This window comes from Proteus columbae (assembly GCF_002777965.1).
GTDB classification, from domain to species: Bacteria; Pseudomonadota; Gammaproteobacteria; order Enterobacterales; family Enterobacteriaceae; genus Proteus; species Proteus columbae.
In genome coordinates this window covers 37,791-59,252 of the sequence record NZ_NGVR01000006.1, presented here as the reverse complement: position 1 = coordinate 59,252, position 21,462 = coordinate 37,791, and the positions used below count along the sequence as shown (strand labels likewise).

27 protein-coding genes and 1 tRNA gene are annotated in these 21,462 nt (G+C 41.5%); 22 read left to right on the top strand and 6 right to left on the bottom strand.

Annotated features, from left to right (window positions below; all coding sequences use genetic code 11):
• The first annotated feature begins 24 nt into the window (after nt 1-24).
• From CBE70_RS01655 to CBE70_RS18430, 21 genes are all read left to right on the top strand, one after another.
• A complete protein-coding gene (locus CBE70_RS01655; protein WP_100157955.1) occupies nt 25-738 on the top strand; it encodes a phage head morphogenesis protein in 714 nt (237 codons plus the stop codon).
• A complete protein-coding gene (locus tag CBE70_RS01650; protein WP_100157947.1) occupies nt 735-1,997 on the top strand; it encodes a DUF2213 domain-containing protein in 1,263 nt (420 codons plus the stop codon). Before CBE70_RS01655 ends, CBE70_RS01650 begins: the two co-directional genes overlap by 4 nt.
• Nucleotides 1,997-2,494: a structural cement protein Gp24 gene (locus CBE70_RS01645; RefSeq protein WP_100157946.1), complete on the top strand. Its 498-nt coding sequence runs from the start codon at nt 1,997-1,999 to the stop codon at nt 2,492-2,494. The genes CBE70_RS01650 and CBE70_RS01645 overlap by 1 nt, the downstream gene beginning before the upstream one ends.
• The gene (locus tag CBE70_RS01640) at nt 2,494-3,561 is read left to right on the top strand and encodes a major capsid family protein (RefSeq protein WP_004250578.1); all 1,068 of its coding nucleotides are present in this window, start codon (nt 2,494-2,496) and stop codon (nt 3,559-3,561) included. Before CBE70_RS01645 ends, CBE70_RS01640 begins: the two co-directional genes overlap by 1 nt.
• Before the next feature lie 69 nt (nt 3,562-3,630).
• On the top strand, nt 3,631-3,972 hold the full coding sequence (locus CBE70_RS01635; RefSeq protein ID WP_036895353.1) for a hypothetical protein: 342 nt from the start codon (nt 3,631-3,633) through the stop codon (nt 3,970-3,972).
• Nucleotides 3,973-3,974: 2 nt separating this feature from the next.
• Complete coding sequence (locus tag CBE70_RS01630) at nt 3,975-4,406, top strand: DUF4054 domain-containing protein (protein WP_082151820.1); 432 nt, start codon at nt 3,975-3,977, stop codon at nt 4,404-4,406.
• Nucleotides 4,406-4,864: a hypothetical protein gene (locus CBE70_RS01625; protein ID WP_100157945.1), complete on the top strand. Its 459-nt coding sequence runs from the start codon at nt 4,406-4,408 to the stop codon at nt 4,862-4,864. The genes CBE70_RS01630 and CBE70_RS01625 overlap by 1 nt, the downstream gene beginning before the upstream one ends.
• Entirely contained in the window at nt 4,864-5,235 is a 372-nt protein-coding gene (locus CBE70_RS01620) for a phage collar protein (protein WP_100157944.1), read from the top strand. Before CBE70_RS01625 ends, CBE70_RS01620 begins: the two co-directional genes overlap by 1 nt.
• On the top strand, nt 5,222-5,737 hold the full coding sequence (locus tag CBE70_RS01615) for a phage gateway protein (RefSeq protein ID WP_100157943.1): 516 nt from the start codon (nt 5,222-5,224) through the stop codon (nt 5,735-5,737). Before CBE70_RS01620 ends, CBE70_RS01615 begins: the two co-directional genes overlap by 14 nt.
• Nucleotides 5,738-5,745: 8 nt before the next feature.
• On the top strand, nt 5,746-7,233 hold the full coding sequence (locus tag CBE70_RS01610) for a DUF3383 domain-containing protein (RefSeq protein ID WP_100157942.1): 1,488 nt from the start codon (nt 5,746-5,748) through the stop codon (nt 7,231-7,233).
• Nucleotides 7,234-7,243: 10 nt separating this feature from the next.
• Nucleotides 7,244-7,696: a phage tail fiber protein gene (locus CBE70_RS01605; RefSeq protein WP_100157941.1), complete on the top strand. Its 453-nt coding sequence runs from the start codon at nt 7,244-7,246 to the stop codon at nt 7,694-7,696.
• Nucleotides 7,697-7,745: 49 nt separating this feature from the next.
• Nucleotides 7,746-8,204: a hypothetical protein gene (locus CBE70_RS01600; RefSeq protein ID WP_100157940.1), complete on the top strand. Its 459-nt coding sequence runs from the start codon at nt 7,746-7,748 to the stop codon at nt 8,202-8,204.
• Nucleotides 8,205-8,289: 85 nt separating this feature from the next.
• A complete protein-coding gene (locus CBE70_RS01595; protein WP_100157939.1) occupies nt 8,290-10,551 on the top strand; it encodes a hypothetical protein in 2,262 nt (753 codons plus the stop codon).
• Nucleotides 10,548-11,075, top strand: a complete 528-nt coding sequence (locus CBE70_RS01590) for a phage baseplate protein (protein WP_100157938.1) — start codon at nt 10,548-10,550, stop codon at nt 11,073-11,075. Before CBE70_RS01595 ends, CBE70_RS01590 begins: the two co-directional genes overlap by 4 nt.
• Nucleotides 11,075-11,392 (top strand): phage baseplate plug family protein, encoded by a 318-nt coding sequence (locus CBE70_RS01585; RefSeq protein WP_100157937.1) that lies wholly within the window; start codon nt 11,075-11,077, stop codon nt 11,390-11,392. The genes CBE70_RS01590 and CBE70_RS01585 overlap by 1 nt, the downstream gene beginning before the upstream one ends.
• Nucleotides 11,361-12,173, top strand: a complete 813-nt coding sequence (locus tag CBE70_RS01580; protein ID WP_100157936.1) for a baseplate hub protein — start codon at nt 11,361-11,363, stop codon at nt 12,171-12,173. Before CBE70_RS01585 ends, CBE70_RS01580 begins: the two co-directional genes overlap by 32 nt.
• Before the next feature lie 2 nt (nt 12,174-12,175).
• Nucleotides 12,176-12,868: a Gp138 family membrane-puncturing spike protein gene (locus CBE70_RS01575; RefSeq protein ID WP_100157935.1), complete on the top strand. Its 693-nt coding sequence runs from the start codon at nt 12,176-12,178 to the stop codon at nt 12,866-12,868.
• Nucleotides 12,865-13,209 carry a hypothetical protein gene (locus CBE70_RS01570; RefSeq protein ID WP_100157934.1) on the top strand — a complete coding sequence of 115 codons (345 nt, stop codon included), beginning with the start codon at nt 12,865-12,867 and terminating at the stop codon, nt 13,207-13,209. Before CBE70_RS01575 ends, CBE70_RS01570 begins: the two co-directional genes overlap by 4 nt.
• Entirely contained in the window at nt 13,202-14,389 is a 1,188-nt protein-coding gene (locus tag CBE70_RS01565) for a baseplate J/gp47 family protein (protein WP_100157933.1), read from the top strand. Before CBE70_RS01570 ends, CBE70_RS01565 begins: the two co-directional genes overlap by 8 nt.
• Nucleotides 14,386-15,042, top strand: a complete 657-nt coding sequence (locus CBE70_RS01560) for a DUF2612 domain-containing protein (RefSeq protein WP_100157932.1) — start codon at nt 14,386-14,388, stop codon at nt 15,040-15,042. Before CBE70_RS01565 ends, CBE70_RS01560 begins: the two co-directional genes overlap by 4 nt.
• A gap of 5 nt (nt 15,043-15,047) precedes the next feature.
• Nucleotides 15,048-16,490, top strand: coding sequence for a hypothetical protein (locus tag CBE70_RS18430; protein ID WP_232797325.1), 1,443 nt, complete (start codon nt 15,048-15,050; stop codon nt 16,488-16,490).
• An 89-nt stretch (nt 16,491-16,579) separates the two neighbouring features.
• Here CBE70_RS18430 and CBE70_RS01545 read toward each other — a convergent pair whose 3' ends face one another.
• The 5 genes from CBE70_RS01545 to CBE70_RS01525 all read right to left on the bottom strand — a co-directional run bounded on the left by CBE70_RS01545 (nt 16,580) and on the right by CBE70_RS01525 (nt 19,833).
• Nucleotides 16,580-17,149 (bottom strand): serine acetyltransferase, encoded by a 570-nt coding sequence (locus tag CBE70_RS01545; protein ID WP_100157931.1) that lies wholly within the window; start codon nt 17,147-17,149, stop codon nt 16,580-16,582.
• Between the two features lie 61 nt (nt 17,150-17,210).
• Nucleotides 17,211-17,465 carry a hypothetical protein gene (locus CBE70_RS01540; RefSeq protein ID WP_100157930.1) on the bottom strand — a complete coding sequence of 85 codons (255 nt, stop codon included), beginning with the start codon at nt 17,463-17,465 and terminating at the stop codon, nt 17,211-17,213.
• Nucleotides 17,466-17,679: 214 nt separating this feature from the next.
• A tRNA-Pro gene (locus CBE70_RS01535) sits at nt 17,680-17,756 on the bottom strand.
• Between the two features lie 86 nt (nt 17,757-17,842).
• Nucleotides 17,843-19,579, bottom strand: coding sequence for an LPS biosynthesis-modulating metalloenzyme YejM (gene yejM, locus CBE70_RS01530; RefSeq protein WP_100157929.1), 1,737 nt, complete (start codon nt 19,577-19,579; stop codon nt 17,843-17,845).
• 26 nt (nt 19,580-19,605) lie between these two features.
• Entirely contained in the window at nt 19,606-19,833 is a 228-nt protein-coding gene (locus tag CBE70_RS01525) for a YejL family protein (RefSeq protein WP_100157928.1), read from the bottom strand.
• 155 nt (nt 19,834-19,988) lie between these two features.
• Between CBE70_RS01525 and yejK the strand changes: the two genes are divergently transcribed.
• A complete protein-coding gene (gene yejK, locus CBE70_RS01520) occupies nt 19,989-20,993 on the top strand; it encodes a nucleoid-associated protein YejK (protein WP_099074944.1) in 1,005 nt (334 codons plus the stop codon).
• 84 nt (nt 20,994-21,077) lie between these two features.
• Here yejK and rplY read toward each other — a convergent pair whose 3' ends face one another.
• Entirely contained in the window at nt 21,078-21,362 is a 285-nt protein-coding gene (gene rplY / locus CBE70_RS01515) for a 50S ribosomal protein L25 (protein ID WP_023581385.1), read from the bottom strand.
• Between the last annotated feature and the right edge of the window lie 100 nt (nt 21,363-21,462).

The following is a 21,462-nucleotide window of genomic DNA, read 5'->3' as shown; positions in this document are numbered from 1 at the left end:
GACATGTCACGACTCATTAATGCAATGATTAAAGACTATGAAAAAGTGTTTAGTGAATTAAATGACGACTTTGATGGCTTTACGATGGATGCCAGCTTTGCCAGTCAAACACGCATCTGGCTTAACCGACTAAAACGCAAATGGGATAAGATTTTTAAACAAAAATCCACAGAGATTGCGGATAAATTTGTTTCCCAAGTCGATATAGGTGCAAAGCGTAATTTAGATGATTCTCTCAAACAGTTATCAGGGGGGATCACTATCAAAACCCCTGATATGCCACAACCACTCAAAGATAAAATCATTGCCTCTACAGCTGAAAACGTATCGTTAATTAAATCCATTCCACTGCAATTTCATCAACGTATTGAAAGTGTTGCTTTACGCTCTATTAGCCAAGGTGGTGAGGGCGCAAAGACACTATTAGAGGAAATTCGACATACAGGCAGTGTGACTGAAAAAAGGGCGAATTTTATTGCTGTTGACCAAACACGGAAAATCACGACAGTGGTGAACTATGAGCGCATGAAATCTGCCGGTATTCGTAAGGCGGTTTGGCATCACTCTGGTGGGAGTGCAGAACCTCGTGAATGGCATATTAAATTGGATGGTGAAGTATTTGATTTAGATAACCCACCGATTATTGATCCCAAAACGGGAGAGCGAGGACTGCCCGGACAGTTGCCAAATTGTAAGTGCTTCTGGACACCGGTTATTGATTTTGGTGAGGAGACATGACAAAGCGACAATATGATTTAAACGGCTGGCTGGAAGTAAAAGATAACCCCATCTCTAAAGTTGGGGTTTTTGATTATTTAGGGTTTGAAATTGGCGCACCAATACCCGAAAAGATTTACAAGGTGTATCGCCCGCAAGAAGAACTGGCCAGCACAGAGACAATTAACTCTTTCAAATTAATGCCCTTTGTTGATGAGCATGAAATGTTAGGGAAAGACGGCACACCCGCAGAGACAAAGGGGATACAAGGGGTAATCGGGGAGCGAGTCTATTTTGAATACCCCTACCTCAGAGGCAATATCAAAATCCTGTCTAATTCAGCGCTTAACCAAATTGAGGGGGGGAAAATTGAATTATCTCCGGGTTATCGCTGTATTTACGATTTCACACCAGGCGAATTTAACGGTGAACGTTATGACGCCATACAACGGCATATTAGAGCCAACCATCTTGCGTTAGTCGATGAAGGGCGCACTGGCGCTGATGTTGCTGTGCAAGACCACTCCGTTATTACCATAGACACAAAGGAACTTATTCGCATGAATCCTGAAGATGAAAACAAAGACAAACCAACCACTGATGAAGGTGCATTTACGCCCGAGCAATTGGAAGCGTTAAAAGCCATTATCAAAGAAGCAATCACCAGTGCTAAACCTGCGACAGATGATGATCCAGAAGATAAAGATAAGCCTTCAACTGATTCAGACCCTGACGAAGAGCAGAAAGCAGAAGAAGCAGTGGAAAAAGCTGAAATTGCCACAGAAGAAGCAGAATCTGGCGAACCTGAAGCAGTAGAAAAAGCCGAAGTCGCGATTGAAACTGCAGTCGAAGCGATTGAAGAAGCTAAAGAGCATCTTGACCAAGCAACTACCGATGGTCTTAATCGTCGTTTAAAGCGCCTAAATCGTAGCATGACTGCAATGGATGAAATGGCATCGCTAAAACGTAAAATTAAGCGATTAGAGAAAGCAAAACCGGCAATGGATACGGGTGAATTACTCAAACAAATCGGTGCGCGTGATGCGTTAGCGCATAAATTAACGCCGTTTATTGGTGTGTTTGACCACTCTGCTATGACTCAACAACAAGTCGCGGAGTACGGTGTTAAAGAACTGGGTATTCAATGCAGTAAGGGAACCGAAGCGATTGCTCTTGATGCATGGATGCAGGGACGTGTACCTGATTCTCAAAAGCCCAGCTCAACAATGGACTCTGCAGTGAGCAATAAAACAATTATGGATAAATGGGGAGCTAAATAATGGCAATTCCTAAATCAGTAGCAAATGGCTTAATTTCTGGTGTTGTCGGTGAAATTAGTCATGCAGGCCCTATTCGTGCTGTTTCAGCAATTCTTAGTTCAGCAGATGAAAATCTGAATATTTTCGGTCGCGCCTATACCTACAAAGATGATTCCGTAGAGTCTGTTCAAGTTGGGGGTAAAGGGGCATTTGCGGGGATCATGATTAACCCTAAAGCCTATCGTATCGAAGAAGCATTCGCTCGTAACGGTACGCAAGGTGAATTCCTGACAATGGGTGAAGTTTTTGTTGAGCTAAAAGAAGTGGCAGGGAAAATCAACGCACCGGTTGTGTTCGATGAAGTTGACGGCTCGTTATCGTCTAAAGCAACCATTAGTGCTGGTGATCGTGTCATTGGTTTTATCAGCCGACACCTTGAATCCACAGAAAGTGCTCACTTGGGCATTATTCGTTTAACAGAAATCCCATATCCAGCATCTCCAAAGGAAGGTGAATAATGCCAGTCAGTAAAATTAAGTTTCACATGTCTGGCCGTGATGTCAAAAAACATGGCCAACTAAATATTAACCCTGACCAGAAATGGACATACGGAGAATTAGCGCAAATCGGCTTTGGTGGTTTTTCTGCGATGGACTCCGCAATTAGCGGTGGCGCAATGCAGGGTGGTTTAATTCAGCGTGAAATGTTGCAACACGTTTTACCGGGTGTCATTCGTACTGCTACGCGCGTGCGTGTGTTAGATGAAATCACGGGTATCGTTAATGCGGGCGAGTGGCATGATGAAGAAATCATTCTGAATGTGGCGACACCAACCGGTAAAGCCGAACTTTATGGTGATCATACCAATGTACCATTAGCGTCTTATGCGCAAGACCAAGAGCGCCGTGGTCTTGTCCGTTTCGAATTAGGCTTCCAAGTGGGTAAATTAGAAGAAGCGCGTCAATCTTCTGCTGGCTTTGTTGCGATGGAAGAAAAACGTAATTCAGTGACTGAATCATTAGAGCAAGGTCGTGAGCGCGTGGGTTACTACGGGTTTAATAGCCCTGAAACGCGCGTCTTTGGTTTGATGAATGAGCCTAACTTACCCGCCTATGAAACAGCAAAGGGTAAATGGAAAGGTGGAACATTTGCAGATATTACTGCTGATATTACCGATATGTTCTCACGTATTGAAACGAGTTCTGGCGGTATCATCAAAGATGATACGCCAATCACCTTAACATTACCGTTGGGCTTTCGTTCTGCACTGAATGTGGCTAATCCGGTGGCACGTGGTGAAACAGTTAAACAATGGATAAATGAAAACTATCCAAATATGCGTCTGGTTTTCTCTCCTGAATTTGTTGGCGCAAATGGTGGGGCTGATGTGGCCTATATGTTCGCAGATAGCATTGATGATGGCTCAACGGCAACCAGTGCGGTGATCCTTCAAGTCGTTCCTGTGAAATACCAGTTATTAGGTTCACTCAACCAAATTAAAGGGTATATGGAAGATGCAACCAATGCGACTGCAGGTGTATTTGTGACCCGTCCGTGGGCGGTGACACGCTTAACAGGCATTTAATCTTACCACTTCTCTTTTTGCGCCCTCATTTGAGGGCTTTTTTATATCCAAACAACAGGAGAGTACTCCATGCCTCTTTACGCATATTGCACCTTATCAAATGACCAGAACTACACCGTGAGAGACGGGAAAGTGTTTATTGCGGGTCAAGCGAACGTGATGACTAAACACATGTACACACCGCGTGGCCGTGTGACAGAAATTTCTGATGAGCAATATAAACAGCTCAAAGAAAATCACGTTTTTAACCTTCATTGTGAGAATGGTTTTATTACCGTTGAGCCTCGTAAAGAAGATCCCGAAAAAGTCGCCACAGATATGGAAGCGAGCGATCAATCAGCCCCTGACACGCCTGAATCGTTAGAGGCTGAAAAGTTAGACGTTCCTAAAACCAACAAAAAAGGTAAGTGATCATGGAGACGAGCACATTTCCTTTAACGTCATTCCGTGTGCTCTATCCTCAGTTTAACGGTGTGGGTGATGATGAAATATTTATCATTGCTCAATCTGCGCTGAACTATTTCTCTGCCTGTAAGGGTGTTTGTACTAACGAGCTGTGGATGCTTGTTGTTGCACACATGCTAACACTCAGAAAAATGATTGCTGATGATGAGTCGCCCACGGGTGTTGTGACGAGTGTGACTATCGATAAGGTAAGCGTGTCATTTACGGCACCTCCTGCCGGTTCGGACTGGTCGCACTGGTTTAAAATGACAACCTTCGGCCAGCAGTTTCTAGCACTCATTAAACGTTGTAGCGTTCCTCAATATTTTGGTGGTGGCGGTGAGCGTTCAGCATTTCGTGGTGTAGGAGGACGGTTTACACGAGGAGGGCGATTACGTTAATGACTAAATTAGCGCAATTAAAAGCGGTTTATGATGAATTGGCTAAAAAGCGATTAAGTGTTGGCTTCTTTGAGCACGCAAAATATCCCGATGGAACACCTATTGCTTATATTGCCTCTATTCAAGAGTTGGGCTATCTCGCTGGTGGCATTCCTCCTCGCCCATTTTTACGACCGACCATGAATGATAAAAAGCAGGATTATAGTCAGTTAAATTTTCGTGCTGTGAAAGCCTCTATTAAGGGCAACATCACTCTGGATAATGGGCTGACTCAAATTGGTGCGACGGTTGCGGGCGATGTGAAAATGGCAATAAAAGCAGTCACAACACCTGCACTGGAGGAGTCAACGGTCAAAGCAAGAGCACGCTGTCACAGCAAAGGGAAAGCCACCGATAAGCCGTTAGTCGATACCGGCCAAATGCTTCAAGCGGTTAGTTTCGCAGTGGAGGATAAATAATGTTTGGTAACTTAAATCGTATTGCTTCACGTTATATTCCACAGCAAAAGGTGCTCTGGTTTCGATTTAAAGAACGGGCACCTGATAAACGAGGGAATGACCAAAATTATTATTATGATCCCGTAGAAGTTCGTGGCAGTTGGCAGGCCGTTGATACTCAAGATGTTCAATCAATGGGATTAGATTCGAGCCAAGTGTACCGACGCTTATATACCTCTCATGATATTAAAGCTGTACAACGAGGAACATCTCCTGATTTTCTTGTATTCAATGGTCGAAAATATGATGTTGTGGGTGATGCTGACTGGTACGAACAAGATGGTTGGAAATCGGTGATCTGTATCGAGGCGGGTACTTATGACGGATTATGAGGTTGATATTGCTATTCGCAAACAACTCTTGTTGCAGTTAAAAGCAGTCGACATTGAGATCCCCGTTAAAGCCGGTTTTCAATCTACCAAGCAAGGCCGTGAAGATAATATGGTGATGTTCTTTCCCATTAATGAAAACGGCTACGGCTGGCAAGGGCGTAAATATAACGTTCAAGGCAATAAAGCCAATCACCAAGAAAACCAGTTATCCGAAAAAACGTACCAAGTTCAGGCTTTCGTTACCCAGTTAGGCCATTATTCAGCGAGTGATATTACCGCTATTGTCAGAATGATCGCCAATTCATTGCCCTTTGTTGAAGCTCTCCGCAAACAAGGCATTGGCGTTCAGCGGGCAAGCGGTATTCGAACACCTTATTTTCTGAATGACCAGGGCAACTACGAACAAAACCCCTCATTTGATTTCAATGTGACATTTAATCGCACACTTCATCCTGATACAGACGCCGTGAGTGCGTTGTATCCCGATATCTATCGTATTTAAGGAACGTTATGTCTATCAAACAAACTCGCTATGTCGATATCGCGAGTGCGGTGATTGGCGCGTCTGCTGTACCGATGCGTAAGCTCACGGCTCGTATTTTTTCAACTAACCCTAAAATCCCTGCCGGTAAAGTGCTTGAATTTGCCAGTGGCCAAGTGGATGACTTATTGGGTACTGACTCCCCCGAGGCACATTTTGCGCGTCAGTATTTCAGCTATGTCAGTCCTGCACCAGCAAGTAAGCCGAAAGAACTGCAAATTGCCTCTTATGAGCCTGTTGGTCGAGCGCCTACCTTGTTTGGCGAAAAGACAGGAGATTTAGCTGATTTAAAATTAATTAATGACGGTGAACTTAATATCACTATCGGAAAAGTGACAAAAACAATCACAGGAATTGATCTCACTGAAAGTACGTCATACGCGGACGTTGCAACAGCTGTGCAAGCGAAATTAAACGCAGAAAGTGAGCCTCAATTTGCTAGCGCTTATGTCACATTTAATTCACTGGATAGTGCCTTTGTCATTAGCGGTGGCGTACAAGAGCGTGCAGATATTAGTGTGCGTCAATCGGTACTTGCTGATGCAATGAATATTAGCCACGGCACATCATCAGCTGGTAATCCAGCGCAAACCCCGTTACAAGCCTTTATTGCTTCTGAGGCTGTTTCTGACTCTTTTGGTAGTGCAACGTTTTTAACGGAACTCTCATTAGAGCATGCCGTAGAGTTGGCGCAGTACGTGGCAGGTGAAAACGTGAAGTATCAATTGCACTTGTCTGTGACCAATCAAAATGCAGAAGATTTTAGCGGGGCACTGGTGGGTACGGCTTCAACGGGCTTAAACTTGAAAACAGCGGATAATTTTTTTGTTCAAGCGTTACCTATGGCCATTATGTCAGCCACGGATTATGACCGAACCAATGCGACAACAAACTATATGTATCGTCAATTTGGTGTCACGTTCCCGTCTCAAATTACGACCGATATCGATGCCGATCGCTTAGATAAATTACGGGTGAATTATTACGGAGAAACGGCCGTATCGGGTTCGCATATAAGTTTCTATCAACGTGGTTTCTTATGTGGTGGTGTTGCTAACCCATTAGATATGAGCGTCCATGCTAATGAGCAATGGTTAAAAGCCTATATCGCGCAACAGTGGTTCAGTTTGTTGATGTCCACTCGTGGAGTACCGGCTAATAAAGACGGTGAAGCAAGAGCAATGATGGTGATTGCGGGGGCGGTAACCAAGGCGATTAATAGCGGCACTATTCTAGCGGGAAAAACCTTAACTGATGTGCAGAAAATCGCGGTGACAGACGCTTCTGGTGATGATTTAGCATGGCACGATGTACAAAACAAAGGTTATTGGTACAACGCTCAAATTGTCGAAAACACAGGACCCTCTGATTTACCCGAGTACGTGATGAAATACGTATTAATTTACGGTAAGGGCGATTGGGTTCGTAAAGTCGAAGGCTCTCACAACTTAGTGTAAGGAACACAATATGCATGATGTATCAGCAACCGGCTTGAGTATTGTTATTCAAGCACACAAAACCTTTCCTGCCGGTATTCAAATTACCACCTTCGCTGATGATGCCGATCCATTAGATTTGCCTGCAGTGGACATTGCGCAAACAGGAATGGATATCAACGGTAATTTGGTTACATGGTCAACGCCAACACCTCAAACGGTCACCATTAACGTCTTAGCGGGCAGTGAAGAAGACGAAAATCTCGCTATCTTATTGGAATCGAACACCGCACGACGTGGACAACGGCATGCGGGGGATATTATCACTCTGGTCGCTTCGTATGGTGATGGCTCAACAACCACGGCACGCAACGGCAAAATCACCAATGGTAGTCGTGGTAGCTCTGTTGCCAGTGCAGGACGACACAAATCCAAAGCGTATACCTTCGTATTCCAAGACTTTGACCGCACGCGCGCACGTTAATTTACGTTAATTCTAGGCGGTTCCTCCGCCTTTTTTATGGATATCAATCATGTTGATTAAACCGAAAGAAATTACGATCACCGATGCTGATCGTGAAGAGCACACCTTTATTATTAGCCGATTACCAGCAACGATTGGACGTGAAATTCTGGCAAAATACCCTTTATCGAATGCGCCTAAAATTGGCGACTATGAAGTCAGCAAAGAAGCTATGTTAAAGATGATGGCGTATGTTGCTGTCGAAAAAGAGGGGCAAGAGATTTATCTGAAGACCAGCACATTAATTGATAACCATGTGCCCGATGGTGAAGCCCTTATTCGTCTAGAACTGGAAATGTTGAAGTATAACACCAGTTTTTTCGGCAAAGACGGGAGCCAAGGTTTCCTCCAATTCCTGCTCAACAAAATCACCGGTTCACTCCCGTCGATTATAAAAACGTTGATGGCTTCTTTGCCGTCATCATCTCAGCCGGTTTCGCCACACTCACCGAACTCAAAACGTCAATAGATTTAGAAGAGGCGTTTGACCTGTGGGAAATTGCTATTACTAATCGTTATAACGAAGCGCTGGCTTCATCGAAAGGATAAATCATATGGCCTTGCTAGATACATTTGTTCAGGTATTTGAATTTGATACCCGCCAAGCCGATGATGCGTTTAATCGAGTGAGCAAATCGACTGATGACATTATCGCTGAGATGAAAAAGGCGCAACAATCGGCAACTATCGGTGCTGATGGATTTACGCAATTTATTCAAAATCTATCCGCACAATTGACAGCGCTATCATCAAATTCAGTTGATATTCATGTTAATGGCGATGCATCAAATGCCTCTGATGCCATCATTTCAGAAATTAAACGGATCACTGAAGAAGCGGAGGGGAATTCTGAAGACATTGATAATATTGTTCAAAATATTATTGATAGTTTAGGTAATGTATCCAATGAACATACTGAGATAAATATTGATAGTGATACTGCCCAAGCTGAGTTAAGCGCATACATAGAGAAAATGAAAGATTATCTTGAGTATGCGAAGTTACTTTTACAGTCTAATGCTCTCTCATCAGAAAGTAATAAAAAACTATCGGAAGGCATTGTATTACTCGAACGTAATATTCAGAGAGCTGAACAGTCAATCAATGATCAAATTGCCACGAATAATTCGGCATCTAGAGAAACGGAACGACTGACGAGGCGAAATAATGAATTAGCTGAGTCTGCCGATGAGGTTGCGGATAATTATGGTAAGGCCACCTCGTCGTTAGCTGGTTTTCTCGGTCGAATGGCAGGGATGGTTGGGATTGGTTTAACGGTAGGGGGAATTGCGTCATTTATTCAAACAACAGCAGAAGAAGTGAATACGCTTTCTCAATCCGCGGAAGCCTTAGAACTTCCTGTTGAAGATGTTGATGCTTTTGGCAAAGTCATAACCTCAATGGGAGGAGATGCTCAAGGCGCTCGTGACTCATTGATGGATATGTCTGAAAGTATTGGTGAAGCATTACAAGATACTTCATCAGGGAAAGCAGATGTTTTCAAAAGTTTAAATATCTCATTAAAAGATATGAAAGGAGAATCTATTGGCGCAATGGAGGGCATATATCGCTTGTCTGATGCTGTGCAAGGGATGAGCAAAGAAGAAGCCGTATTTCGAATTAAAGAAGTGGGAATAACAGACAATAAAATTGTTGAATCCATTCTTAAAGGACGAAAAGAACTCGAGGCGTTGACTAAAAAGCAAAAGGAGAATGGCGTTGTTACAAAGGAACTTGCATTACAATCCCAAAAATATAAGGAAGTGACTGGAGGATTAAAAACCGTATTCAGTAGTGTCATGATGAGTATTATGAATAGTGCGTTACCAGCGTTAACTAAAGTCCTTTCTTGGGTGCAAACCTTTGTCAAATTTTGCCAAGAAAACAAAAATATTGTAGTAGGCTTCTTTACTGCTGTTGCAACTATTTTGATGGGGAAATACATACATGCCATGAAGTTGGCCAGTATTAGCACATGGACAACACTTTTCCCTATTATTGCCATCATCGCCGTTATTGCACTATTAGCGGCAGCTTTTGCAATTGTTTATGACGATATCATGAACTTTATTGACGGTAATGATTCGATGATTGGGCGTATTCTTGAAAAATACCCTCAGTTGAAAATCATCATTCTTGCATTATGGGAAACATTCAAAAAGTTATTTGAATATCTAAAGGTTATTGTTGGTGTTGTAGCAGATGTTGTTGTCGCTGGTTGGGATTTAATGGCAACAGGCTTAAAGGCTTATGTTAAGTTTCTCATCAATTGTATTTCAGTGATTGCAGGATGGGGTAAGTCCTTTGCGGGTGTTTTTACTACGGTAACGGATGCCGTTGTGGGCGCGTTTGAATGGATGTGGGAGCAAGTAGAAAAAATCATTGGTTGGGTAAATACAGGACTTAATGCGGTTAAAAATGGCTGGAAGTCAGCCAAAGAGTTTTTTGGGTTCGGTGATGATGAAGAAATCACTGTTAATCAAAATGTAGAGCGTAAAGTCAATGATAATGGTGAGATTGAATATGCCATTCCTCAAGAAGAAAGCCAAACGGCACAACAGCCACCTGTTAGACAATCTATTGCTCAAGCCAATGCACAATTAGATGCGATTGCCAATAATGCGATGAACCCTATCACCAGCCAAGCCATCAGTAATCAATCCAATGTGAAGAATGAAAGTAACGTAAGTATTGGAGAAATTAAGGTTGAAACTCAAGCCACAGATGCGCAGGGTATGGCATCGGGCGTAAAGGATGCATTGCAAGATCAACTAGCCGATTTCAATCAGCAAAATGCAACGGGAGTAGCAAAATGATCACAGAGGTCAAAATATTTGATTTAGAGTCGTTTTCTACACTGTTTGATAGTGTGAGTCCTATTCAAGTCAACATTAGAGATGAGCATAAAGCGACACAATTTCAAGTTGAAAGTGGTGAAACACGTAGTGATCATGTGATTATCAACCCCATTGAAATTGGCATGGATTTAGTACTAACAGGGGAAATAAAAAACAGTTTCTCATCGATGCAACAAGTTTTTGATGAACACAAACTGGTCGGTATTCAAACCCGAGTAAAAACCTATCAACCCATGTTATTGACGAGTTTTAATCATGATGAAATACCCGACATGATGGATGCGATAAAACTGTCGCTACGGTTTGTTGAGTGGCGCACTGTTGAGCCTGAATACGGAGATTTACCGCCTCGAGCTACTCAAAAGCCAACGCAGTCATCAACCGTAAATCGGGGAAATGTGCAAACAAAAGAAGCCGATACTGAGACTAAGAAAAAAGGTTCGGTTGCAACACGTATCGCAGATGGTGATTGGAGCTTCTAATGAAAACTATTCCCTTAAAAGCTATTCCAAACCAACGCTTATCTGTCAATTTAGAGGGAGTTAATTGGACGCTAACAATAAAAGCTGGTCGACATGCGATGTATCTCGATATTGAACGAGAAAGTGAGGTTATCGCCGTGGGTATGCGCGCGGTAGCAAACACACCTATCATTCCTTATCGCTACCTGACTGATGGCACGAATTTAGCATTTATAACAGAAAATGATGCTCTGCCCTGGTATGAATTATTCGATAGAACCCAATCATTAATTATTTGGAGTGAAGATGGACTTACGACGAATACGGGTGGGGATTGAAGTTGCAGAACGACTGCAGTGGTATGAAGGATTACGAATTAAAGCTAACGGCACCAAGTACGCAAACCCCTTACAAAATGAATGCACAATTAGTATTGATGGATTAAACGCCCATACTAGAGATTACCTTCTCACTGAAACCAGCCCTTATCATAAAAGTAAACAAACTCGTCGTCTTTACCTTGAGGTAGGGCGCATTAATACGGGATTATTTCGTATCTTTACCGGTGATATTGTCAGTGCAGAAATTGCCTCACCTCCCGATGTAACGCTAACCATTAAGGCTAAAACTAATAACGCCAGCTCAGGTGATATTGTTTCTTCCAGTGGTGGCGCTATGCAGAAAATGAGCGAGATCGCTTCAGCTGTGGCGAAGGATTGCAAGGTTAGATTGGACTTTCAAGCTACCGATAAAAATATTGCCAATTGGTATTTTTGCGGTTCAGCATTACAGCAAGTACAACGACTGCAGGAAGCAGGAAACGTTAAAGCCTTTATTGATGATGATACGTTGTTTGTAAAAGATGATAACCAAGCCTTAAAAGGTCGTCTGCGCATTCTCAGCATGAAATCAGGCATGGTGGGTATACCTAAAGCCACCGAAAAAGGATTATCTGTCACTTATTTGATTGATGGTGCCTCAGAACTAGGAGGGATGCTACGGCTCGAGAGTAAATTTAATTCTGCACTTAATGGCGACTATATCATTGAACAACTGAAATTTGATGTTGCGTCACATGATGATCCTTTCTTTTATCAGGCTACCTGTAAACGAGCATAACCATGAATAAACCCAATACTGATATTGCCAGTGATGGTTCGCTGGCTGGTGCGCTCTCGTCTGCATTTCGTAACTTGATGATGAATACAGAGGACATGCTCCCTGCAACAGTGGTCAGTTATGACGATAAAACCAATCGTGCTGTTATCAAACCACTGGTGATGATGGTAACAACGGAAGGGGGAACGGTCGGGCGTGCACCATTGGCCAACATTCCCGTTTTTAGATTTGGGGGTGGCGGTTTCTTTATTCGCGCACCGATTAAACCGGGTGATTTTGGTTGGATAAAAGCCAACGACAGAGATATTAGCCTGATTTTTCAGCGCGGGGGATTGGAGGATCAACCTAATACCGCACGCCTCCATTCATTCAGTGATGCGATGTTTTTCCCTGATACGATTAAAGGTTGGGCGATTGATGGAAAAAACATTGATGCCTTGGTGATCCAATCAATGGATGGCTCTGTGTGTTTATCCCTGCATGAGGGTAAAGCGGTTTTAGATTCGCCCGTTCTTGAAGTCAATGTGCCTGAAACTACGTTTAATGGCAACGTCACAGTGAATGGCAATCAGTCCGTAAATGGTAATAGTGACTCTAGTGGTGGCACGATGAAACACAATGGAAAAGATATCGGTTCTACTCATCAGCATAGTGGTGTTGAGACCGGTCATGGAAATTCAGGAGCGCCTCTATGAGAACATTTTCAATCGATAAAAATAATGATCTCTTTATTGGCCCTGATGGAAACCTTCAGTTCAGTGAAAAAGACGATGCGGTTAAAAACCTTTGTCAGCATTTTGCCAAGGCAGTGCGTGGTGAAATGTTACATAAAAAAGATAAAGGTATTCCGTTCTGGCCAACAACCTTTGGTCGCCAAGCTGATATCCCGATGTTTGAAACGGCGTTTAGACAACGTATGAGCGAAATTGAAGAGGTGGTTGAAGTGATCCATTTTAGCGCCACAGTCGAGAACGGTGAATTGAAGTACCAAGCGACAATTCGCACGATATACGGAGGATTTACATTGAATGGCTGATTATCGTTATATTAATAATAAAGGCGTTATTCTTCCCGACACGGCCACAATACGTGATGATGTCGAAAGCGAGTTTCGTGCGGTGTTTGGTCAATCGATTAACCTTGCCCCTGAGACACCGCAGGGCGCACTAGCGACGATGGAAGTTGAAAACCGTGATGCAATGGTGAGAAATAATGCCGAGTTAGCAAATCAAATCAATCCCGATATTGCTGGTGGTGTTTTTCTTGATGCAATATGGGCGCTAATGGGTGGCCAACGCATTAATGCCACTCACTCTTATCTTTCCAGCGTTGAATTTAGTGGCGTACCCAGCACGATTATTCCCAAGGGCTCATTAGCATCCAGTGTTGCTGGTGCCATGTTCGAAACAGTTTCACCCTTGATTATTGATAATACCGGCAAAGCAACAGGGGATATGAGGGCGGTTGAATATGGCCCTGTTGAATGCGGTGCCGGCCAACTGAATTCTGTGGCTAGCTCAGTATTAGGTTGGGAAAAAGTCAATAACCCCACTCATGCAGTTGTTGGTCGTTATGCTGAATCTGATATCAAAGCAAGGCGACGGCGTAAGCAAACACTGGCTAAAAATACCGTCAGTGTCGCAGAAGCGATCACCTCTTCACTGTATGAATTAGAGGGTGTTAACTCGCTTTCTTTTCGTGAGAACTACACCGATGCAGTGCTCACTATTGATGGAGTTTCTCTGTTACCTCATAGCATTTATGTCTGTGTTGAAGGGGGTGACAGTAACGAAATTGCTAAATCATTGCTGAGAACCAAAACCATTGGATCGGCTTTTAATGGTGAGATTGAAATCGGTGTTGTAGAGCCGGTAAGTGGACAAGAATATAAAGTGAAATTTTCACGCCCTAAGGAGATCACCGTTTTTTGTCGAGTGACCGTTAAAAAATCAGCCGTTGATGCGCAAACTATTATTCCCAGTGCCATAGAACAATGGACGCGTGGAGAGTTGGATGGCGATAACGGTTTGATTGTTGGGCGTGAAGTGTCACCTTTTGAGATAGCGTCTGCAGTGAATACTGTAGAGCCTCGTCTGTTCGTGACTAAAGTTGAATTGTCGCTAGATGGGAAAGTGTGGAATGTTGCGTTAATTCCGATTGCCATTAATCAAATCGCACGCTTGCAACGGGGTGCTGTGCAAGTGGTGATTGTATGAACGTTCAACAATTTGAGTTCCATTCAGACCTATTGAAAGCGATCCTCTGGCAGTATGAAGATGCAGAGAATTTAAAGAAACTCGCTAGTTTTAAAGCCTCTCACTTTGAAAAATCAATGGTGTCATTTTGGCAAAACTGGTACCGAGATGTGTTTAATATCGATACCGCGAATGATTTTGGTTTGTCGATTTGGTCTCGCATTCTGGATGTACCGTTAGGTATTGATATTCCACCGAGCGATAAAAATAAAGTCGGGTTTGGTTTTAGCAAAAAGAAAGCTAATTTTAAAGCCAATTTCAGGCGTAATGCGGATTACACCTTGTCACTGACCGTTGAACAAAAACGTATGTTAGTACGAATGCGCTATTTTAATCTGACACAAAGCCCCACGGTCACCAATATTAATGAATTTTTAAAACGTTTCTTTTGGCGTGATGACAGCAAAGTTTTTGTCCTTGATCCACTGGATATGACTTACATGTATTACGTCTTTAACTTCAACCCTGACGAACGTCTACGAGTTCTTCTTGAAAACTTCGACTTAATGCCACGCCCTTCTGGCGTTGGTGTCAAATATCGCATTGTGACCAAAAAAGCGTTTGGCGTTGGTCAGCATCGTAAAAACTTCTTAGGCAGTAACTTCGGAGCATAATTCCTATGACAACTATTTTTAAAACCCCCTTTGCAACACAAGGGGATAAGGCTTCTATACCCGTAGAAATCCAACCAGACGGCTCAGTATCTTATACACAAGGTTATGGTTACGACTATGAGCGTGACCAAGTCACAGATCCTGCTGCGAAAGATATTGAACGTGAAAAAATGAACGGGATATTTCACGATATCACGGAAGCGATTGGCGAAATTCAGCTATTTGGTTTTCCAAAATGGGATGAAGCCGGTAAGCCGTATGCGATACGCGCTATTGTGTACCATAAAAATAAAGTCTGGCAGTCTAAAGTTGAGAATAACAATATTGAGCCGGTTGCCGGCAATGCATGGGTAGAGTTAAAAGCCGATGCCACAGCAGGTGATGTAGGCGCTTATTCTAAAACAGAATCAGATCAACGTTTTCAACCTTTAGGCAATTACACACCATCTGGTTATAGCTACTCAAAGGCAGAAACTGACACCAAGTATCAGCCAAAAGGGAATTATGCTCCTGCGGGAAACTACGCAAACAAAGGGGATAGTTACACAAAAACGGAAAGTGATGGACGTTATCAATCAAAAGGGAATTATCAACCTTCGGGCAATTATGCGTTAGCCGGTGCTTCATATACTAAGGCAGAGTCTGACGGTAAATATCAACCTAAAGGAAATTACGCTCTGCTATCAGGAGCTTCGTTTACTGGAGCTAGTTATGCTAAGGATGAAATTGGTGCCTACTCCGGTACAAACCGAGTGCACTTAAAAACATTGGCCGATGGGGGCGCACTAGCGATAACCACTGGTAGCGAATATCGAATTGTTAGAATTCCATACCAAAATGGAACAATGTCACTAGCTGGTGATTCATATACTAAGACCGAATCGGATGGTCGATATCAAGCTAAAGGGAGCTATGCGACAGCTGGAAGTAGCTATACAAAAGCAGAAAGTGACGTACGCTATCAAAGCAAAGGGAATTACCAACCAGTGGGTAATTACGCTTTAGTAGGCGCTTCGTATACAAAGGCAGAGTCTGACGGTAAATACCAACCAAAAGGGAGCTATCAAGCATCCGGTTACAGTTATTCAAAAGCAGAAACTGATAATAAATATCAGCCTAAAGGGAGTTATGCCACTGCTGGGAGTAGTTATACTAAAGCTGAGAGTGATAGTCGATATACACCTAAAAATTGGGTTGGTGAGATTTATAATGGTACTTTGAATGACGGAAATTCAGTTAAGGTCAATTATGATATTCGAGGTCGTTCTTTATATATGTTATCGGATAGGAATGAAATTGGATTAACAGAGATCCGTATACCTGCGGATAATCTTCTTGTCACTATAAATAATGGTGATAAATGGACTAGAATGAAAACAACAGAGAATGGAACAAGAATACATATTGTTGCAACCACACTGACGATTAAGAAACTATATTTGATTTGATTTGATTTGATTTGATTTGATTAAAACTAAATTTATTTAATTTAGAAAGATGATGCTTTTCTATGGAGTATCATCTTTCTTATAATGAGTTATGCGTTATTGATAATAAGTATATTTTCTTTTTTTGTATAGCAAGTACAATTATCTGGAATATCTTTATTAATAAAAGACATCGCGCCTATGATAACGTTGTTACCAATGGTAAGTGTATTACCAATAATGCATGAGTGGGCACCGATTTCAACGTTATCACCAATAATAATGAATCTCTTATTTTTGATTTCAGAATATCGAGAACCACCAACACCTATTGTAGTGTTTTGTCTAATGTGACAGTTTTCACCAATTGTAGCTAGACCTGTGATAATGACGCCAGATAAATGGGCAAATGATATCCCTGGTTTTATTTTTGCATTTAAATTAATTTCAGCTCCATATTTTAAAGATATCTTTCGATTTATATAATTTGCGAGTTTTGAATGAGTTTTATGATGTAAGAAACTGGCAATTCTCCACCAAAAAATAAAACGCCTATCATGGCACTTATAACTTCTTAACATGGCTCTACGCCATGAAAACTTTTTATCATTGGATTTAATCACTTCGACAGATAAACATTGCTTTAAAAATCTGTAACTAGTGTAGTCATAACTATTCATTGTTGTATTCCAAAATAAATCTTTATATAAATTAATTGTGTTTAACTGAATATTTATCTTTTTAAAAATTATACACAGTATTTTTACTATATAAAAATCGCTCCAATTGCTCAAACAAATCTCTCGCCACATCCTCTGTCATATACGTTCTCATCGGTTCCCTACGAACATTCTTCATTTCAAACGTATTTTCATCAAACCTTGGATCAGAAAAGATAATATCCATAAACAGATAGCCATACGGATTATCTGCAGATAAACGAGCCTCTTCTAACTGAGCAATATATTCCGCATTATTGATTTCGAGTTTAATCATGGCATCACCTATTTAACTGTGTTTTTATACAGCATTTTATATAAGGTAACGAATAGAATAGCAAGGAGAAAAGGGCAATTTTATGAGCTAAAGAAAGGAGGATTTTGAGAGATGATTTGTCGTCGTTTTACCAGAGTTTTACCAGAGTTTTACCAGTGGCAAATTTCAGGCATAAAAAAACCAACCATAAGCGGTTGGTTTTTCTAAGGAATTTTGGTCGGCATGATAGGATTTGAACCTACGACCCCTGACACCCCATGACAGTGCGCTACCAGGCTGCGCTACATGCCGTCTGTGCTCTGTATATTACTGTTTTTGGCTGCTAAAGCAACCCTTTGCTAATTAAGTGACGTAATTTTATACGTCACTTAATAGTGTTAGCGTTCAATAAAACGCTTCTGCTCAGCCAGAACTTGCAGTAATAATTTCAAATCAGGTTTTGCAGTGCTGATCTCTTGACCTGATTTATCAAATAAAGCGTACCGACCATGCTTATCTATCAATAAGGTATTATCTTGTAAAAAGACGACAAACGCCTCTTCATCACCTGTAAAAATCCATGGATGATTACGAGTGCTAGCGAATAAATCTTCACCTTGTGAATAGTTATCTGCTGGACTAATGACATGTAAAACATGCTGCATCAAGGTTGTCATAACATCTTGATGACTTGTCATGCGATCAATAACCTGTGGCGTCATATTTGGCCAATGTATCATCAATGGCACTTGTGATTGGCTTAAATTGAAAGTGGTCTTATCTGAAAGCCATTGATTAATCTGCTTCTTATTGTTGTCTTGATGATAGCTAGAAGTGATAACCACAACAGTATTATCTAGCACTTTGGTGTCTTGTAATGTTTTAAATATTGTCTCTAGTTGATCATTTAATGTGGTGCGTTGAGACGCATTATTGGTGTGACCATTAATTTGTAAGAAAGAGAACCAAGGGGCTGTTTGGCTGTTTTTGATCAACCAATTACTCCAACTATCAATGGTGGCATTGTTATCACCACTGCGTGATGTTGGGAGAGAGAAATCTGATAGTACAGCTTGTTTAAACAGTGGTGTTTGGAAACCATTAGTTGAAAACATTGCTAATTGGTAGTTTCGATAACTTAACGCATCGAAAAGTGCAGAGTTTTTTCTGCTACTTAATACACTGTCTAAATAAGAAGGCGAAATACCATAAAATAGGCCAAATAATGCAGTGTCATTATTAATGCCTGATGAATAATGGTTTGAAAAATAAAGATTATTTTCTGCAAATTGTTGCAGGCTTGGTAATTCAGGCACTTCTTCGTTACCTAAACCATCAATGACAACCACCAGCAAGTTATAAGAGTAAGTATCCTTGGCATAGATTAATGGAGCAAGAGGATAGGTGATACCTTGTGCTGCTGGGTTACCTTCACTGATAACACGTTGCTCATATTCTGATTGATTAATAAAACCATGACGTTCAAGGAATTTACGTGCTGTCATTGGATACGATAACGGTAAGTTAGCTCGTTGCATGGTGATTGGGCGATAGAAGTTAGCATCAGCCCAAATTGACATAGAGTGAGATAATATAAAGCAAGTAATAAAGACACCAGCTAATGGTTTACCCCAGCGTTGGCGGTTTAAGCTGCGTAATTTTTGCCAACTCCATGTTGCAAAAAGCATTTCAATAAGAAATATTATGGGAATACCAATAAAGATAAGTTGCCATTCACGCGCCATTTCACCTTCATCTGGATTAATAACGAGATCCCAAACAAGTTGAGTCAAATGGAGTTGAAATTGTTGGTAAACGGCGATATCAAAAATAAGGATAGTTAATCCGGCACTAGCTAGGGCACAGGAAACAACTCTAAGTAGCCGTTGAGAAACAGCTACAAAGGTGAGAGGGAAAAGGATGAGTATATAGATAGCAAAGACAATAAAACTAAAATGTCCCATCCAACTCACAATAGCGTAAAAACGACCAGCAAAAGTTGCAGGCCAATCAGAAATAAACAGGTAACGGCTCCCAAGCAGTAAGCTTAGAATAATATTAAATAGCGCAAACCAGTGACCCCAACTGATCATTTGGGATACTTTTTCACGATAGGACTGAGGTCTCGTTACCATGTCTATAAATAATTTTTCTATGTTTATTAGTGAATATTGCCTTCATCAATTGAAGCACGCAATGCGTGAACAAAAGAATCGGCAATCAGCATGCATTGAGCAGGGGCAATACTTGTATTAATTAAGTTTGTCACCATGTTCCCCAACACCATCAAAGAAAGATCTGTAGGAGTATGATGTTTTTCAAGAACGCTGACAAGTTCTGCTAGTAATTGCTCAACTTGTTCATCACTATAACGGGATTTTTGTGGCATAAAATCTGAATTCCTACTAAATGAATAAAACGCTATATATTACCGTATTACTAGGCCTTTTTCCGCTATTAAATTAATTAATTTTCCCTTGATACTGAAAGTAGGGAGTGTTTGAATACGCGCACGATAAAGAGACGCAATAGAAGAGGACGACCATGAGTCTAGATATTAACCAATTAGTTTTGCATCAACTTATTAAGCGAGATGAGCAGACATTAGAAGTTGTGCTACGTGATTCACTCTTAGAAATTGAACCCGTTGTTCAGGAGATGATTGAAGAGTTGCATCGTGTATACAGTGCAAAAAGTAAAGCTTATGGTCTGTTTAATGAAGAAAGTGAATTAGCAGAAGCGCTACGCTTACAACGTAAAGGCGAAGAGAACTTTTTAGGTTTTTCACGCGCAGCTACCGTGAGACTAAAAGATGAATTAGCAAAATATCCTTTTGCAGAAGGTGGCACCGTTCTTTTTTGTCACTATCGCTACTTAGCGGTGGATTACCTTTTAATTGCTGTACTTAGTAGTTGTAACAGTATGTGGGTAAATGACAGCCTTGATGTGTCATCAACGCGCTATTTAGATATTCCTCATGCAGACATTATTGCTCGTATCGATTTAACTGAGTGGGAAACGGCACCCGACTCTTTACGTTATTTAACGTTTTTAAAAGGTCGTGTTGGACGTAAAGTTTCTGATTTCTTTATGGACTTTTTAGGTGCCCAAGAAGGTTTAAACGCTAAAGTTCAAAATAAAGGTCTATTACAAGCGGTTGACGATTTTTGTGAAGCCTCAGAAATGGGCAAGCAAGAACGTCAAACTTGTCGTGAGCAAGTATATAGCTACTGTAATGAGCAATTACAATCGGGCGAAGAAATTGCCTTAACAGAGCTTGCTGAAGAATTACCGTCTTTGGGCGATCAAAACTTTGCTCAATTTACTGAAGAAAAAGGCTATGAATTAGCTGAAACATTCCCCGCAGATCGCAGTACGTTACGTCAACTGATGAAATACTCAGGAAGTGGTGGTGGATTAACAGTGAATTTTGATGCGAAATTATTAGGGGAGAGAATATTCTGGGATCCAGCAACAGATACGCTCACCATTAAAGGTACACCGCCTAATTTACGTGATCAGCTACAACGTAGAGCATCAGAAAAATAATTAAGCAGGTAGAAACAAATAACGCCACATTAAGTGGCGTTATATGCTCGGCGTCCCGAAAAATAAAGCTCGAAGGGTGGCTTATTAAGCGCGCAGGAAGTCGATATGAGTAATTTTTGGCTTATACTCGTGACGTTGCACTGCTTTAACTTTAACTTTAGTTTCTTTGCCATCGATAACCAGGTTTACGAAATCTGAATAGAATTCTGATTTGTGTTCTTGGTTGATTACTTCGTTGTGATCTAAATCGATAGCGATTGGCTCTTCATTTCCGCCATAAACGATAGCAGGAAAACGGTTAGCCACACGCAGGCGGCGGCTCGCACCCTTACCCTGCTCTTTACGTACAGTTGCTTTGATAGTTAACATCTTTTTTCTCTTATGAAAAAGAAAGAAAATACATACTTGTTACAGGCGACCCAGCAACAAGCTCGAGATTTGGTTTATCTAAAAATAGATAAAGCGGGTC

What these genes read in the sequence shown, in the direction of transcription:
- CBE70_RS01655 (WP_100157955.1), top strand. Translation starts at nt 25, where the DNA reads ATGATTAAAGACTATGAAAAAGTGTTTAGTGAATTAAATGACGACTTT.
- CBE70_RS01650 (WP_100157947.1), top strand. Translation starts at nt 735, where the DNA reads ATGACAAAGCGACAATATGATTTAAACGGCTGGCTGGAAGTAAAAGAT.
- CBE70_RS01645 (WP_100157946.1), top strand. Translation starts at nt 1,997, where the DNA reads ATGGCAATTCCTAAATCAGTAGCAAATGGCTTAATTTCTGGTGTTGTC.
- CBE70_RS01640 (WP_004250578.1), top strand. Translation starts at nt 2,494, where the DNA reads ATGCCAGTCAGTAAAATTAAGTTTCACATGTCTGGCCGTGATGTCAAA.
- CBE70_RS01635 (WP_036895353.1), top strand. Translation starts at nt 3,631, where the DNA reads ATGCCTCTTTACGCATATTGCACCTTATCAAATGACCAGAACTACACC.
- CBE70_RS01630 (WP_082151820.1), top strand. Translation starts at nt 3,975, where the DNA reads ATGGAGACGAGCACATTTCCTTTAACGTCATTCCGTGTGCTCTATCCT.
- CBE70_RS01625 (WP_100157945.1), top strand. Translation starts at nt 4,406, where the DNA reads ATGACTAAATTAGCGCAATTAAAAGCGGTTTATGATGAATTGGCTAAA.
- CBE70_RS01620 (WP_100157944.1), top strand. Translation starts at nt 4,864, where the DNA reads ATGTTTGGTAACTTAAATCGTATTGCTTCACGTTATATTCCACAGCAA.
- CBE70_RS01615 (WP_100157943.1), top strand. Translation starts at nt 5,222, where the DNA reads ATGACGGATTATGAGGTTGATATTGCTATTCGCAAACAACTCTTGTTG.
- CBE70_RS01610 (WP_100157942.1), top strand. Translation starts at nt 5,746, where the DNA reads ATGTCTATCAAACAAACTCGCTATGTCGATATCGCGAGTGCGGTGATT.
- CBE70_RS01605 (WP_100157941.1), top strand. Translation starts at nt 7,244, where the DNA reads ATGCATGATGTATCAGCAACCGGCTTGAGTATTGTTATTCAAGCACAC.
- CBE70_RS01600 (WP_100157940.1), top strand. Translation starts at nt 7,746, where the DNA reads ATGTTGATTAAACCGAAAGAAATTACGATCACCGATGCTGATCGTGAA.
- CBE70_RS01595 (WP_100157939.1), top strand. Translation starts at nt 8,290, where the DNA reads ATGGCCTTGCTAGATACATTTGTTCAGGTATTTGAATTTGATACCCGC.
- CBE70_RS01590 (WP_100157938.1), top strand. Translation starts at nt 10,548, where the DNA reads ATGATCACAGAGGTCAAAATATTTGATTTAGAGTCGTTTTCTACACTG.
- CBE70_RS01585 (WP_100157937.1), top strand. Translation starts at nt 11,075, where the DNA reads ATGAAAACTATTCCCTTAAAAGCTATTCCAAACCAACGCTTATCTGTC.
- CBE70_RS01580 (WP_100157936.1), top strand. Translation starts at nt 11,361, where the DNA reads ATGGACTTACGACGAATACGGGTGGGGATTGAAGTTGCAGAACGACTG.
- CBE70_RS01575 (WP_100157935.1), top strand. Translation starts at nt 12,176, where the DNA reads ATGAATAAACCCAATACTGATATTGCCAGTGATGGTTCGCTGGCTGGT.
- CBE70_RS01570 (WP_100157934.1), top strand. Translation starts at nt 12,865, where the DNA reads ATGAGAACATTTTCAATCGATAAAAATAATGATCTCTTTATTGGCCCT.
- CBE70_RS01565 (WP_100157933.1), top strand. Translation starts at nt 13,202, where the DNA reads ATGGCTGATTATCGTTATATTAATAATAAAGGCGTTATTCTTCCCGAC.
- CBE70_RS01560 (WP_100157932.1), top strand. Translation starts at nt 14,386, where the DNA reads ATGAACGTTCAACAATTTGAGTTCCATTCAGACCTATTGAAAGCGATC.
- CBE70_RS18430 (WP_232797325.1), top strand. Translation starts at nt 15,048, where the DNA reads ATGACAACTATTTTTAAAACCCCCTTTGCAACACAAGGGGATAAGGCT.
- CBE70_RS01545 (WP_100157931.1), bottom strand. Translation starts at nt 17,149, where the DNA reads ATGAATAGTTATGACTACACTAGTTACAGATTTTTAAAGCAATGTTTA.
- CBE70_RS01540 (WP_100157930.1), bottom strand. Translation starts at nt 17,465, where the DNA reads ATGATTAAACTCGAAATCAATAATGCGGAATATATTGCTCAGTTAGAA.
- yejM (WP_100157929.1), bottom strand. Translation starts at nt 19,579, where the DNA reads ATGGTAACGAGACCTCAGTCCTATCGTGAAAAAGTATCCCAAATGATC.
- CBE70_RS01525 (WP_100157928.1), bottom strand. Translation starts at nt 19,833, where the DNA reads ATGCCACAAAAATCCCGTTATAGTGATGAACAAGTTGAGCAATTACTA.
- yejK (WP_099074944.1), top strand. Translation starts at nt 19,989, where the DNA reads ATGAGTCTAGATATTAACCAATTAGTTTTGCATCAACTTATTAAGCGA.
- rplY (WP_023581385.1), bottom strand. Translation starts at nt 21,362, where the DNA reads ATGTTAACTATCAAAGCAACTGTACGTAAAGAGCAGGGTAAGGGTGCG.